We start from the raw sequence: 14737 nt of genomic DNA on the forward strand, positions 1-14737 counted from the left end.
TCCAACGGCGTCAAGATCTTCCGGGTGGACAACCCGCACACCAAGACGCTGAACTTCTGGCAGTGGGTGATCGCCAAGATCAAGGACGTCGACCCGGACGTGCTGTTCCTCGCCGAGGCGTTCACCCGGCCGGCCATGATGAACGGGCTCGGCAAGATCGGCTTCACCCAGTCCTACACGTACTTCACCTGGCGCACCACGGCCTGGGAGATGAAGGAATACATCGGCCAGCTCAAGGCCTCGATCGACTGGATGCGGCCCAACTTCTGGCCGAACACCCCGGACATCCTGCACGAGTCGCTGCAGCACGGCGGACCGCCGATGTTCAAGATCCGTACGGTGCTGGCCAGCATGCTCTCGCCCTCCTGGGGCATGTACACCGGCCTGGAGCTCTTCGAGCACGTCGCCCGCCCGGGCGCCGAGGAATACATCGACAACGAGAAGTTCGAGCTCAAGCCGCGGGACTGGGCGGCGGCGGAGCGGGCCGGGCGCACCCTGGCGCCGTACATCACCATGCTCAACAAGGTCCGGCGCGAGAATCCGGCGCTGCACTGGTTGCGAAACCTGGAATTCCACGAGATCGACAACGCCGCTCTGCTGTGCTGGTCGAAACGGGATCCTGAGACGGACAACACCGTTCTGGTCATCTGCTCGTTCGACTCGGCGAGCGTGCAGTGGGGTAACACGACACTCGACATGCCCGCGCTGGGCCTGGACTGGCACGAGCGGTTCACCGTGACCGACCAGCTCACCGGGGCGACGTACGAGTGGGGTCAGCACAACCCGGTCCGGATCGACCCGTACGTCGAGCCGGCACACGTGTTCGTGGTGCACCCGCGCCGTTAGCAGCACAAAAGCGATTCAGTTCCTGCGGGTGGGGTAGGTGAACGTCTGATGGACCTTACGAGCGAACTCGACGAGAGCGTCGAGCACGACCCCGCGGAGGGCAGCCACGTCGAGGACGGCGTGGTCGAGCATCCGACCGCCGACGACTTCGGGCATGCCCGCGCGCTGCCCGCCGACCGGACCTGGTTCAAACGCGCCGTCTTCTACGAGGTGCTGGTCCGGGCCTTCTACGACTCCAGCTCCGACGGGTCCGGTGACCTGCGCGGGCTGATCGAGCGCCTCGACTACCTGCAGTGGCTCGGCGTCGACTGCCTCTGGCTGCCGCCGTTCTACGACTCGCCGCTGCGCGACGGCGGCTACGACATCCGCGACTTCTACCGGGTGCTGCCCGAGTTCGGCACGGTCGACGACTTCGTCGCCCTGCTGGACGCGGCGCACAAGCGCGGCATCCGGGTCATCACCGACCTGGTCATGAACCACACCTCGGACTCGCACGCGTGGTTCCAGGAGTCGCGGCGCGACCCCGAGGGCCCGTACGGCGACTACTACGTGTGGAGCGACACCAGCGAGCCGTACGCGGACGCCCGGATCATCTTCGTCGACACCGAGGAGTCGAACTGGACGTTCGACCCGGTCCGCCGGCAGTTCTACTGGCACCGGTTCTTCTCCCACCAGCCGGACCTCAACTACGACAACCCGGCCGTGCAGGAAGCCATGATCGACGTCCTGCGCTTCTGGCTGGACCTCGGCATCGACGGCTTCCGGCTGGACGCGGTGCCGTACCTCTTCGAGCGCGAGGGCACCAACTGCGAGAACCTGCCGGAGACGCACGCGTTCCTCAAGCACTGCCGCAAGGTGATCGACGACGAGTTCCCGGGCCGGGTGCTGCTCGCCGAGGCCAACCAGTGGCCGGCCGACGTGGTCGAATACTTCGGTGACCCCGACACCGGCGGCGACGAGTGCCACATGGCCTTCCACTTCCCGCTGATGCCGCGCATCTTCATGGCGGTCCGGCGCGAGTCGCGCTTCCCCATCTCCGAGATCCTGGCGCAGACGCCGGCCATCCCGGACATGACGCAGTGGGGCATCTTCCTGCGCAACCACGACGAGCTCACGCTCGAGATGGTCACCGACGAAGAGCGCGACTACATGTTCACCGAGTACGCCAAGGACCCGCGGATGAAGGCGAACGTCGGCATCCGCCGCCGGCTCGCCCCGCTGCTGGAGAACGACCGCAACCAGATCGAGCTGTTCACCGCCCTGCTGCTGTCGCTGCCCGGTTCGCCGGTGCTCTACTACGGCGACGAGATCGGCATGGGCGACAACATCTGGCTCGGTGACCGCGACGGCGTGCGCACCCCGATGCAGTGGACGCCCGATCGCAACGCGGGCTTCTCCACTGCCAACCCGGGGCGGCTCTACCTGCCGGCCAACCAGGATCCGATCTACGGCTACCAGTCGGTCAACGTGGAGGCCCAGCGCGACAGCTCGACGTCGCTGCTCAACTGGACCCGCACGATGCTGGCGGTCCGGCGCCGGCACGACGCGTTCGCCACCGGCACGTTCCGCGAGCTCGGCGGCTCCAACCCGTCGGTGCTCGCCTTCCTGCGCGAGGACGGCGACGACGTGGTGCTCTGCGTCAACAACCTCTCGCGGTTTCCCCAGCCCATCGAGCTGAACCTGCAGCACTGGAACGGATACACGCCGGTCGAGCTGACCGGGCACGTGAACTTCCCGCGCATCGGCCAGTTGCCGTACCTGCTGACCCTGCCGGGACACGGGTTCTACTGGTTCCAGCTGTGCGGGACCGAGGAGAAGCAATGACGCTGCCTTACGCCGAATGGCTCCCCCAGCAACGCTGGTACGCGGGCCGCAGCCGGACCCTGGAAGACGTCAAGCAGGCCTCGTCCACCCCGTTGCGGGACGATCTGGATCTGGTCCTGCTGGACGTCTCCTACACCGACGGCAGTTCCGAGCGCTACCAGGTGCTGGTGGCGTGGGACTCCGGGCCGATCTCCGAATACAGCACCGTGGCGACGATCGGCACGGACGGCGACCGCACCGGCTACGACGGCCTGTACGACCCGGCCGCCGCGACCCACCTGCTGTCGCTGATCGCCTCCGACGCCACGGCCGGTGCCATCGTGTTCTCCTCGGAGCCGGGTGCGACCTTCCCGCTGGAGCACGCGGCGCGCGTGTTCGACGCCGAGCAGAGCAACACCAGCGTGATCTTCGAGCAGGAGGCCATCCTCAAGGTCTTCCGCCGGGTCGACGTCGGCATCAACCCCGACATCGAGCTCAACCGGGTGCTCGGCCGGGCCGGCAACCCGCACGTGGCCAAGCTGCTCGGCTCCTTCGAGAGCACCGCCGGGGGCGAGACCGCCCCGCTGGGCATGGTGACCGCGTACGCGCTGAACTCGGCCGAGGGCTGGGCGATGGCCACCGCCAGCGCCCGCGACCTGTTCGCCGACGCCGAGCTGCGCGCCGACGAGGTGGGCGGCGACTTCGCGGGCGAGTCGTACCGCCTCGGCGAGGCCGTCGCCTCGGTGCACCGGACGCTCGCCGCCGAGCTGGGCTCCGGCCCGGCGCCGTTCCCGGTCGACGCCGTCATCGCCCGGCTCGGCGCGGCCGCCGCGGCCGTGCCCGAGATCGCCGGCTACGTCCCGGCGATCGAGGAACGCTTCCGCAAGCTCGCCGGCGAGCAGGTCACCGTCCAGCGGGTGCACGGCGACCTGCACCTGGGCCAGGTCCTGCGGGTGCCGGAGGCCTGGCTGCTCATCGACTTCGAGGGCGAGCCCGGCCAGCCGCTCGACGAACGGCGGCTGCCCGACTCGCCGCTGCGCGACGTCGCCGGCGTGCTGCGCAGCTACGAGTACGCCGCCTACCAGCTGCTGGTCGACTCCGACGACGACGAGCACCTCGGCGCCCGGGCCCGCGAATGGGTCGACCGCAACCGGGACTCCTTCTGCGACGGGTACGCTGCCGCCGCCGGCCACGATCCGCGGGCGCAGAGCATGCTGCTGGCGGCGTACGAGCTGGACAAGGCGGTCTACGAGGCCGCGTACGAATCCCGGCACCGGCCAGGATGGCTGCGGATCCCGCTGCGGTCGATAGCCCGGCTCGTCGGCCCATGACCCCCCGTCCGACCGCCCCGCCGCCGCCCTTAACCGGACTGAAGCCCGTCCGACCGCCCCGCCACCGCCCTTAACCGGACTAAAGCCCGTCCGACCGCCCCGCCACCGCCCTTAACCGGACTGAAGCCCATCCTGGAGGAGTTCCGATGATCGGGCAGACCACCCCGTCGCCGTCCACGGCCGGCGACCCACGCGCGCTGAACGCCGTGATCGCCGGCGACACGCACGACCCGCACAGCCTGCTCGGCGCGCACCCCACCGGCGGGCACACGGTGATCCGCACGATGCGCAAGGGCGCCAAGGAGGTCGCCGTCGTCGTCGGCACCGAGCGCACGCCGATGACCCAGGTGCACCCCGACGGCGTCTTCGCCGCCGAGGTGCCCGGCACGGTGCTGGACTACCGGATCGACGTGGACGGCACGGTCTGCGACGACCCGTACCGGCACCTGCCCAGCCTGGGCGAGCTCGACCTGCACCTGATCGGCGAGGGCCGGCACGAGAAGCTGTGGAAGGTGCTCGGCGCCCAGCCCAGGGACGGCGGCGTCGCCTTCGCCGTGTGGGCGCCCAGCGCCCGCGGCGTCCAGGTCATCGGCGACGTGGCCGGCTGGGGCCCGTTCGACGGCTGGCCGATGCGCTCGCTGGGCAGCAGCGGCGTCTGGGAGCTCTACGTGCCCGGCGCGGCCTCCGGCACCAAGTACAAGTTCAAGATCCTCGGCCGGGACGGCATCTGGCGGGAGAAGGCCGACCCGCTGGCGCAGCACACCGAGGTGCCGCCGCGCACGGCGTCGGTCGTCTACGAGTCCTCGTACGAATGGCAGGACGCCGACTGGATGGCCCAGCGGGCCACCAAGCAGTGGCACCAGGAGCCGATGAGCGCCTACGAGGTGCACCTCGGCTCGTGGCGGCCCGGGCTGACCTACACCGAGCTGGCGACCCAGCTGGTGGAGTACGTCGTGGAGACGGGCTTCACGCACGTCGAGCTGATGCCGGTCATGGAGCATCCGTTCGGCGGCTCGTGGGGCTACCAGGTCACCGGCTACTTCGCGCCGACCTCCCGCTTCGGCACCCCGGACGAGTTCCGCTACCTGGTCGACAAGCTGCACCAGGCCGGCATCGGCGTCATCCTCGACTGGGTGCCCGCGCACTTCCCGAAGGACGAGTGGGCGCTGGCCCGCTTCGACGGCACCCCGCTCTACGAACACGGCGACTGGCGGCGCGGCGAGCACCCGGACTGGGGCACGTACGTCTTCGACTTCGGCCGGCGCGAGGTCCGCAACTTCCTGGTCGCCAACGCCGGCTACTGGTGCGAGGAGTTCCACGCGGACGGCCTGCGCGTGGACGCGGTCGCCTCCATGCTCTACCTGGACTATTCGCGCAAGGACGGCGAGTGGACGCCGAACCAGTACGGCGGCCGGGAGAATCTCGACGCGATCAGCTTCCTGCAGGAGATGAACGCGACCGTCTACCGCAACAACCCGGGCGTGGTCACGATCGCCGAGGAGTCGACGGCGTGGCCGGGCGTCACCCGGCCGACCCACCTCGGCGGGCTGGGCTTCGGCTTCAAATGGAACATGGGCTGGATGAACGACACCCTCTCCTACATGGAGAAGGAGCCGATCTACCGGCAGTGGCACCACCACCAGATGACCTTCGCCACGGTGTACGCCTGGAGCGAGAACTACATCCTGCCGATCAGCCACGACGAGGTCGTGCACGGCAAGGGCTCGCTGACCGGCAAGATGCCCGGAGACCTGTGGCAGAAGCTGGCCAACACCCGCGCGCTGCTGGGCTTCATGTGGGCGTTCACCGGCAAGCAGCTGCTCTTCATGGGCACGGAGATGGGCGACCCGCGCGAGTGGAGCGAGGAACGCGGCCTCGACTGGGACCTGATCGCCGACGAGAACCACGGCGGTGGCATCCACAAGCTGGTGCGCGACCTGAACAGGGCGTACAAAGAGACCCCGGCGATGTGGACCCAGGACACGGCGGCGAGCGGCTTCCGCTGGATCACGAGCGAGGACTCGCAGCACAACACGTTCTCCTTCCTGCGCTTCGCCCCGAACGGCGACCCGATGGCCTGCATCGTCAACTTCGCGGCCGTCCCGCACGACGACTACCGCATCGGCCTGCCCCGGGCCGGTGTCTGGCGCGAGGTCGTGAACACCGACAGCACCCTGTACGGCGGCTCGGGCGTGGGCAACCTGGGCGAGGTGCACGCCGAGGAGCTGCCCTGGCACGGGCTGAACGCCTCGGCGTCGCTGCGGGTTCCGCCGCTGGGCGCGGTCTGGCTGCGCTTCGAGGGCTGACAACGAGCTACCGGGTCGGGCGCATCTCCAGTCGGGGATGCGCCCGGCGCGCGTTCCTGACGTCGAGCTCCGCCGCTCGGACGAAACCGGCCTGTAGCACTCAGGGCTGCGCTGCACATGTACGGCTGGATGCGATCGGGCGTCCGGGACCGACAGGAGCAGCGGATGACGACAGCCACCCTCGACCGGTCGGCCGCGCCGCCTCGCGGCGGCGACCGCCCGCGACAGCGGGCGCCACGGTTGTTCGCGCTGGACGGATTGCGGCTGCTCTGCGCGCTGGCCGTGGCCGGCTATCACTTCGGGGACTCCTGGCGGTTGGACGGGGTGCGTCCTCCCGCCTATTTTCTGCCGGACGCGGCGCCGGTGCTGATCTACGGCTTCCTCGGGGTCGAGGTGTTCTTCCTGATCAGCGGCTTCGTGATCATGATGAGCGGCTGGGGGCGCACGGTACGCGAATTCGCCGCCTCCCGTGCCGCACGGCTCTACCCGGCCTTCTGGGCGGGAGTGATGATCACCACCGTGGTCACCGCGGTGCTGCCGATCAGCGGTGGGCTGCCGTTCTCGCGGCTGCCGGACGCCGGCGACACGCTGGTCAACCTGAGCATGCTGGCGGAGCCGCTGAACACGCCGCTGACCGATACCGTCTACTGGACGCTCTGGGCCGAGTTCCGGTTCTACCTGATCGTCGCCTGCGTGCTCGCCGGCGGGCTCACCGACCGGCGGGTGCGGCTCTTCGGCACGGTGTGGCTGGTCACCGCCCTGGCCATGCCCGCGTTCCCCGGCGCCGTGCTGAACGAGATGGTGATGGCCGAGTTCGCACCGTACTTCATCGCGGGCATGACGATGTTCCTGCTGCGCCGGAACCGGTCCGACGCGTGGTCGTGGATGCTGCTGGTCGCCTGCTGGCTGGTCAGCCTCCGGCACGTACACGTGCGGGCCCTCGACCTCAAACCCGGCTTCGAGGTCGCCGTCTGGCCGGCGCCGGTACTGCTGACTCTCGCGTACGTGGTGCTGCTGGCCATCGCGCTCGGCGCCACCGACCGGGTCACCTGGCGCTGGCTGGGCACCGCGGGGATGCTCAGCTACCCGTTCTATCTGCTGCACCAGCGCGTCGGTTACAGCCTGATCCGTACCATCCACGCCGAGACCCGGCTGCCCGCGCCGATGCTGATCGGGGGTGCCGTGCTCGTCCTGCTGGCGGTGGCCTGGCTCGTCCACCGCTTCGTCGAGCGCCCGCTGGCGCCCGTGGTGCGCACCCTCGTTCTGGGCCGGCGAAAACAAGGTGTAGCAGCGGGCGCCGTGCCGAACATGAGGAAGCATGAGACGAAGGACGACGGACGCTGAACCCGCCTTCCGCGAGCTGTTCGAAGCGGCGTACGACGATTTGTTGTGTTTCGTCGAGCGCCGCACCCCACTCGCCGGGGCCGACGACGTGGTCGCCGAGGCGTTCCTCACCGCCTGGCGGCGGTTCGACGACGTGCCGGACTCCCTCGACGAGGCCCGCGCCTGGCTGTTCACCGTCGCGCACAACATCCTGCGCAACCGGCAGCGAAGCGACCGGCGGCAACACAGCCTCGCGCTGCGGATCCTGCGAGAACCTGGCGGGTCCGGCGCCCTCGAGGCCGATTCGGTGGCCACCCGCGTCGACCTGACCCGGGCCTGGCAGCGCCTGGCACCGGCCGACCAGGAGGCCCTCACCCTGACGGTCTTCGAGGGGCTCAGCGGCTCCCAGGCCGCCCGTCTGCTGGGGATCTCCCGGCCCGCGTTCAGTCTGCGTCTGCTCCGCGCCCGCCGCCGCCTGCGTCACCATCTGCCCCCTCGGCTGGATCCGGAACCCACCCCCGCCCCCGCCCGCACCGCCCCACAGGGAGCCCGCGCATGAACCACGACCGCGACCTCGACGGTGCGCTGCGCCACGCCGCCGACCCGGTGCCCGCCCGCGTCACCCGGGAACCCGTGCGAGAGCTGCTCGACCAGATCGTCCGCAGCGACCGGCGGGCCGCCCCGCTCCCGGCCGCGACCCGCGTTCCGGGACGTCGGCCCCGCCTGGCGCTCGCCGGCGCGCTCGCCGCCGCCGTGGCCGCCGCCGTCGCTGTCGTCAACATCGGCCCCGCGTACGCGTCCTGGACCCCCGACCCGGCGCCGCTGCCGGCCGCCGAGGCTCAGCAGATCGCGGCGCGATGTGTCCCGGCGCCGGAGAAGGGCGCCGTGCGTGTCGTCATCGGCGAGAAGCGCGGCGATTACGCGTTCGTGACCGCCCTGACGCCGGGCTGGAGCAGGACCTGCTTCCGCGATCACGACGCGAGCGTGCGCGAGTCCAGCATCCTCGCCGAGCCGCTCAGCGCCGAGCAACTGGGCGCCGAGGGCGTCGAGCTGTCCTCGTGGGGCCAGCTCCGCACCGAGGAGGGCTATGTCCGGCTCCTCGCGGGACACCTCGGCTCGAAGGTCACCGCCGTCGACATCGTCGTGCGGCGCGCCGGCGGCGGCCACACCCGCACGGTCCACGCCACCGTCCGGGACGGCTACTTCGCTGCCTGGTATCCGGAAGGCATCGACGAGTCGAGCAGCAACAGCACCGCGCTGACATTGCGCCTCGCCGACGGCGGCACGGTCGGCGAGCTGTCCGCCAGCGAGTTGCACGACCAGGCGAAGGTTGGCTGACCGCTCCGGGCCGGCCCCGGTCCCCGCCGGCCTGGCGTTGTCCACAGCCGGCTGAAAAGTGTCCGGCGGCGGGTCTATGGTGCTTGAGGTGGTTCGCAGCTCGTCTGGCAAAGGAGCCGGTCATGGCAGTTCGCCTCAACCCGTATATCGCGTTCAGTGACGGTAAGGCCCGCCCCGCGATGGAGTTCTATCAGTCCGTCTTCGGCGGCAAGCTCGACATCAACACCTTCGGCGACTTCGGTGCGCCGGATCCCGGGCTGGCCGACAAGGTCATGCACGCCATGCTGGTCACCGAGGGCGACCTGGCGCTGATGGGCGCCGACTCCCCGCCCGGCATGGAGCACGTGCACGGCAACAACATCGCGATCAGCCTCAGCGGCGAGGAGGCGGACACGCTGCGTGACTGGTGGGCGAAGCTCTCCGACGGCGGCACGATCAGCACGCCCCTGGAGAAGCAGATGTGGGGCGACGAGTTCGGCACCTGCACCGACCGGTTCGGCACCGAGTGGATGGTCAACATCACCGCGCCGCCAGCCTGATGCTCGCCGAGCTGCGCCGGGTCTGCGAGGCCCTGCCCGAGGCCACCGAGCGGCTCAGCCACGGCGCGCCCACCTGGTTCGTCCGGGGCCGCCGGAGCTTCGTGACGCTGTGGGAGCACGGGCATCACGACCACCGGTTCGCGCACCTGTGGTGTGCGGCGCCGCCCGGTGCCCAGCAGGAGCTGATCGCCGCGGATCCGGCGCGGTTCTTCCGGCCGCCGTACGTCGGGCACCGCGGGTGGCTCGGCGTGCGGCTGGACGGCGACGTCGACTGGACGGAGGTCGCCGAGCTGTGCCAGGACGCCTACGACGCCGTGTCGACGCCGAAGAAGTCCACTTCCAGCAATCCGTAGAGCAGGTCGTCCGTCCACTCGCCCTTGATCCAGGTGTGCCGGCGCAGCAGACCCTCGCGCTGGAAGCCGGCCCGCTCCAGCAGCCGCGCCGACGCGAGGTTGCGGGCGTCGCACTCGGCCGACACCCGGTGCAGGCCCTGGACGCGGAAGAGATGCTCCAGGACGGCCCGGACGGCCTCGGTGGCATAGCCGTGCCCCTGCCGCTGCGGCGCGAGGGTGTAGCCGATCTCAGCCTGCATCCGGTTGTCGTGCAGATTCACGCCGACGTCGCCGATGTGCGCCGACTCGGCGGTGAGCTCGACGGCGTACTGGAACCAGCCGGGCTCGGTGGGGTCCGCGGCGGCCATCGACTCGACCGCATACCGCGCCTTCGGCACCGGATAGGGCGCGTCCCAGGACTGGAAGCGGGCGACGCCGGGATCCGACCGGTAGGCCGCGAGCGTCTCGGCGTCGGCGGGGCGGAACCGGCGCAGCACCAGCCGTTCGGTCGTCAGCACGGCCCGAGCCTACGCAGCCGGCTATTCCTCTTCCACGTCAGCCACGATCACCGTGACGTTGTCCGGGGCGCCGGCCTCCAGCGTCCGGGCGATCAGCTCGGCCGCGCACACCTGCCGGTCCGCGTACGACCGCAGCGTCGTCGCGATCACCTCGTCCTCGACATAGTCGCTGAGGCCGTCGCTGCAGAGCAGGAACCTGTCGCCCACCCGCACCGGCACCATCCGCCCGGCCGGACGGAACGGGCCGCCCTGCACCGCCTGGGTCACCAGCGCCCGCTGCGGGTGCCGGCGCGCGTCGTCCGGGGACAGCACGCCCTGATCCACCAGCGCCTGCACGTAGGTGTCGTCGCGGGTGATCTGCGTCAACTCGCCGTCCCGGCTCAGGTAGCAGCGCGAGTCGCCCACGTTCAGGGCCGCCACCCGGTCGCCCGACATCAGCAGCGTGGTCACCGTCGTGCCCATGCCCTCGCGGGTGTCGTCGTCGGCGACCGCCGCCTCGATGCGCTCGTTGGCCGTGCCCAGCGCCGCGATCAGGTCCTGCAGCGGCTCGCCGGTGTCCGGTTTCGCGTCCACGTCGGCGAGGGCACGGACCAGGATGTCGCTGGCCAGCTCCCCGGCCGGCAGACCACCCATACCGTCCGCCACGACCAGCAGCCGGTCGCCGACGAAGACGGCGTCCTCGTTGTTCGACCGGACCAGGCCCTGATCGGAGGCGGCGACCGCACGAAGCACGACACTCATGTCACAAGACTGCCAAAGGCCTGAGGCGGTGTCTGTAGTACGTAGTACGTAGTGTTGGGTGGTGATGCCGGTACCGATGGTGGGACGAACGGACGCGTTGGACGAGCTCCGGCGCGCCTGGGAACGTGTGGGCGCCAACCGAAAGTGCGTGCCCGCCGTGATCACCGGGCTGTCCGGCACCGGCAAGAGCACCCTGGCCGCGGCCGCCGCGCAGCTCACGACGCCGCAGGTCGTGCTCTCCGGCTCCGCGCGGCTGCACTCCCCAGCGCCCTACGACTGGCTGGCGGCGGTGCTCGCCGGGCTCGGCCCCCGGCCCGACCTGCCGGTGCCGCCGGACGCGCTGGCCTGGCTCGCCCAGGATCCGGATGTCCCCCGGGAGCGGTACACGCCCGACGCCCTGCTGCGGCTGGCCGTCACGACCGTGCGGACGCTGGTCGGTGGCCGTCCCGCCGTCCTGATCGTGGAAGATCTGCACGCCCTGGACCCGGCCAGCCTGAACCTGATCGGTGAGCTCGCCGCCGCGGAGCTGCCGGCCCTGTTGCTGGTGACCAGCCGGCCGCCGGACGAGGCGGTCTCCCCGCTGCTCACCGCCCGGGTGCTGGCCCGCCTGTCGGGCGCGCCCGGCGCCGTGCGCCAGCATCTGGGTGCGCTGACCGCCGGGCAGGTGAGCCGGATCCTGGATCACGTGTACGGCGACAGCAGCCCGTCCCCGCAGGTCGCCGAGGCGGTGTGGCGCCGCACCGGCGGCAACCCGTACCGGCTGACCGAGTTGCTCGCGCTGGCCGGCGGCCCGGAGGCGCTGGCCGACGCCTCGCTGCCGTCCTACCTGCAGGAGCGGCCGGAGCTGACCGCCCGCGAGCGGGAGGTCATCGGCTGCCTGGCCGAGGGCATGTCGAACAAGCAGATCGCCCGAGCCCTGGGCATCTCGGTGCGCACGGTCACCGTGCACGTGTCGAACCTGCTGCGCAAGACGGGTGCGGCCTCGCGCACGGAGGCCGCGCTGTGGGCCGTGCAGCGTGATCTCCGGGCCACCGCGGCGTCATGATCAACCGGCGCCGATCCGACGCCGCGCCGGGCTCCCCGGGCGCGGTTCGGGTGATCATCCGGGCGGGAATCGCGGGGCGGCGCGACAAGAGCCGGGCGACTCGGTCACAATCGTCGACGTGACGACCAGCATCCATCAGCGCATTGCCCAGGAGCTCGGGGTCCGCGAGGGTCAGGTGACGGCCGCCGTCGACCTGCTGGACGGCGGAGCCACCGTGCCGTTCATCGCCCGCTACCGCAAGGAGATCACCGGCACCCTCGACGACCAGCAGCTGCGTACGCTCGAGGAACGCCTCGGCTACCTGCGGGAGCTCGAGGAGCGTCGCGCGGCCGTGCTCGAGTCGATCCGCTCGCAGGGCAAGCTCGACGACGCCCTGGAGGCGCAGATCCTCGCCGCCGAGTCCAAGGCGCGGCTCGAGGACATCTATCTGCCGTTCAAGCCCAAGCGCCGGACCAAGGCGATGATCGCCCGCGAGGCCGGCCTGGAACCGCTCGCCGATCTGCTGTCCGGCGACCCGACCCGGGATCCCAAGGCCGAGGCAGCGGCCTACGTGGACGCCGACAAGGGCGTCGCGGATGTCGCGGCCGCGCTCGACGGCGCCCGCGCGATCCTGATCGAGCGCTTCGCGGAGGATCCGGACCTCATCGGCGAGCTGCGCGAACGCATGTGGACCAAGGGCCGGATGATCGCCAAGGTCCGCGAGGGCAAGGAGACCGAGGGCGCCAAGTTCGCGGACTACTTCGACTTCGCCGAGCCGTTCGCCAAGCTGCCCTCGCACCGCATCCTCGCCATGTTCCGCGGCGAGAAGGAGGACGTGCTCGACCTGACCATGGAGCCCGAGGAGGGCGCCGAGGAGGGCGAGCGGTCCACCTTCGAGGCGTCGGTGGCCGGCCGGTTCGGCATCAGCGACCACGGGCGGGCCGGCGACCGCTGGCTGCTCGACACCGTGCGCTGGGCCTGGCGCACCAGGATCCTCATCCACCTCGGCGCCGACCTGCGGGTCCGGCTCTGGCAGGCGGCCGAGGACGAGGCCGTCCGGGTCTTCGCGGCGAACCTGCGCGACCTGCTGCTGGCCGCCCCGGCCGGCACCCGCGCGACGATGGGCCTCGACCCGGGCTTCCGCACCGGGGTGAAGGTCGCCGTGGTGGACTCGACCGGCAAGTGCGTCGCGACGTCGGTGATCTATCCGCACGTGCCGCAGAACAAGTGGGACCAGTCGGTGCACACCCTGGCCGCGCTGGCCAAGGAGCACAACGTCGACCTGGTGGCGATCGGCAACGGCACCGCCTCGCGGGAGACCGACCGGCTGGCGGCCGATCTGATCAAGCTGCATCCTTCGCTGGGGCTGACCAAGGTGATGGTCTCCGAGGCTGGTGCGTCCGTCTACTCGGCTTCGGCGTACGCGTCGCAGGAACTGCCCGGGATGGACGTCTCGCTGCGCGGAGCAGTGTCGATCGCCCGGCGCCTGCAGGATCCGCTCGCGGAGCTCGTGAAGATCGACCCCCGGTCGATCGGCGTCGGGCAGTACCAGCACGACCTGTCCGAGGTGAAGCTGTCGAAGTCCCTGGACGCGGTGGTCGAGGACTGCGTGAACGCGGTCGGCGTCGACGTCAACACGGCGTCGGCTCCCCTGCTGACCCGGGTCTCCGGCATCGGTGCGGGCCTGGCGGAGAACATCGTGCTGCACCGCGACGCCAACGGCCCGTTCCGCAACCGCTCCGCGATCAAGAAGGTCGCCCGGCTCGGCCCGAAGGCGTTCGAGCAGTGCGCGGGCTTCCTGCGCATCCCGGACGGCGACGACCCGCTGGACGCGTCCAGCGTGCACCCGGAGTCGTACCCGGTGGTCCGGACCATCCTGGCGACCGCCGGCGGCGACCTGAAGACGGTGATCGGCAACAGCCCGCTGCTGCGCGGCCTGCGCCCGGAGAAGTTCGTCACCGACACCGTCGGCCTGCCCACCGTCACGGACATCCTGCGCGAATTGGAGAAGCCCGGCCGCGACCCGCGCCCGGCATTCACCACGGCGACGTTCGCCGACGGCGTCGAGAAGCTCGCGGACCTGCGGCCGGGCATGATCCTGGAGGGCGTGGTCACCAACGTGGCGGCGTTCGGCGCGTTCGTCGACGTCGGCGTGCACCAGGACGGCCTGGTGCACGTGTCGGCGCTGTCGAACACCTTCGTGAAGGACCCGCGCGAGGTGGTCAAGTCCGGCGACGTCGTGAAGGTGCGGGTCGTGGAGGTCGACGAGGCCCGCAAGCGGATCTCGCTGACCATGAAGCTCGAGGACAAGCCGGAGCAGCGGGCGCCGCGCGAGCCGCGCCAGCCGCGCCAGGGCCAAGGCCAGGCCCGCCAGGGCCAGGGCCAGCCGCGCCAGGGCCAGGGCCAGGGCCAGGGCCAAGGCCAGCCGCGCCAGGGCCAGCCCCGCGGTCGGCAGCAGGGCGGCCAGGGCGGCGGTCAGCCGCGGCAGCAGGGTGGCCAGTCGCGGCAGCAAGGCGGCCAGTCGCGGCAGCAGGGCGGCCAGTCGCGGCAGGGCAGTGGGCCGAGCGGCGGTTTCGGCAACGACGCGATGGCCGACGCCCTGCGCCGCGCCGGCCTGACCAAGGACTGAGGATCCG

At 70.8% G+C, this 14737-nt stretch carries 12 protein-coding genes and 1 pseudogene; 11 read left to right on the top strand and 2 right to left on the bottom strand.

Going from position 1 to position 14737, the window contains the following annotated elements:
- From DMB66_RS28845 to DMB66_RS28885, 9 genes and pseudogenes are all read left to right on the top strand, one after another.
- Positions 1-846: pseudogene (locus DMB66_RS28845) on the top strand (alpha-1,4-glucan--maltose-1-phosphate maltosyltransferase); the annotation flags it as partial.
- 48 nt (positions 847-894) lie between these two features.
- A complete protein-coding gene (treS, locus tag DMB66_RS28850; RefSeq protein ID WP_125807265.1) occupies positions 895-2670 on the top strand; it encodes a maltose alpha-D-glucosyltransferase in 1776 nt (591 codons plus the stop codon).
- Positions 2667-3980: a maltokinase gene (locus tag DMB66_RS28855; protein ID WP_125807266.1), complete on the top strand. Its 1314-nt coding sequence runs from the start codon at positions 2667-2669 to the stop codon at positions 3978-3980. The genes treS and DMB66_RS28855 overlap by 4 nt, the downstream gene beginning before the upstream one ends.
- A 146-nt stretch (positions 3981-4126) precedes the next feature.
- The gene (gene glgB / locus DMB66_RS28860) at positions 4127-6286 is read left to right on the top strand and encodes a 1,4-alpha-glucan branching protein GlgB (protein WP_199752671.1); all 2160 of its coding nucleotides are present in this window, start codon (positions 4127-4129) and stop codon (positions 6284-6286) included.
- A gap of 165 nt (positions 6287-6451) precedes the next feature.
- Positions 6452-7630: an acyltransferase gene (locus DMB66_RS28865; protein ID WP_125807267.1), complete on the top strand. Its 1179-nt coding sequence runs from the start codon at positions 6452-6454 to the stop codon at positions 7628-7630.
- Positions 7605-8168: an RNA polymerase sigma factor gene (locus DMB66_RS28870; protein ID WP_125807268.1), complete on the top strand. Its 564-nt coding sequence runs from the start codon at positions 7605-7607 to the stop codon at positions 8166-8168. The genes DMB66_RS28865 and DMB66_RS28870 overlap by 26 nt, the downstream gene beginning before the upstream one ends.
- Positions 8165-8947 carry a hypothetical protein gene (locus DMB66_RS28875; protein ID WP_125807269.1) on the top strand — a complete coding sequence of 261 codons (783 nt, stop codon included), beginning with the start codon at positions 8165-8167 and terminating at the stop codon, positions 8945-8947. The genes DMB66_RS28870 and DMB66_RS28875 overlap by 4 nt, the downstream gene beginning before the upstream one ends.
- A 122-nt stretch (positions 8948-9069) precedes the next feature.
- On the top strand, positions 9070-9486 hold the full coding sequence (locus DMB66_RS28880; RefSeq protein WP_125807270.1) for a VOC family protein: 417 nt from the start codon (positions 9070-9072) through the stop codon (positions 9484-9486).
- Positions 9486-9839 (top strand): MmcQ/YjbR family DNA-binding protein, encoded by a 354-nt coding sequence (locus DMB66_RS28885; RefSeq protein ID WP_125807271.1) that lies wholly within the window; start codon positions 9486-9488, stop codon positions 9837-9839. The genes DMB66_RS28880 and DMB66_RS28885 overlap by 1 nt, the downstream gene beginning before the upstream one ends.
- On the opposite strand, the gene DMB66_RS28890 is transcribed toward DMB66_RS28885, so the two are convergent.
- Both DMB66_RS28890 and DMB66_RS28895 read right to left on the bottom strand, forming a co-directional pair.
- Positions 9791-10336, bottom strand: a complete 546-nt coding sequence (locus DMB66_RS28890) for a GNAT family N-acetyltransferase (protein ID WP_233624900.1) — start codon at positions 10334-10336, stop codon at positions 9791-9793. The two genes, DMB66_RS28885 and DMB66_RS28890, sit on opposite strands and share 49 nt — an antisense overlap.
- Before the next feature lie 21 nt (positions 10337-10357).
- Positions 10358-11077, bottom strand: coding sequence for a PP2C family serine/threonine-protein phosphatase (locus tag DMB66_RS28895; RefSeq protein ID WP_125807272.1), 720 nt, complete (start codon positions 11075-11077; stop codon positions 10358-10360).
- A gap of 76 nt (positions 11078-11153) precedes the next feature.
- On the opposite strand from DMB66_RS28895, the gene DMB66_RS28900 reads away from it, so the two are divergent.
- A complete protein-coding gene (locus DMB66_RS28900; RefSeq protein WP_233624901.1) occupies positions 11154-12122 on the top strand; it encodes a helix-turn-helix transcriptional regulator in 969 nt (322 codons plus the stop codon).
- A 118-nt stretch (positions 12123-12240) separates the two neighbouring features.
- The gene (locus tag DMB66_RS28905; RefSeq protein ID WP_125807274.1) at positions 12241-14730 is read left to right on the top strand and encodes a Tex family protein; all 2490 of its coding nucleotides are present in this window, start codon (positions 12241-12243) and stop codon (positions 14728-14730) included.
- The last annotated feature ends 7 nt before the right edge of the window (positions 14731-14737 follow it).

It is taken from the genome of Actinoplanes sp. ATCC 53533 (assembly GCF_003947245.1).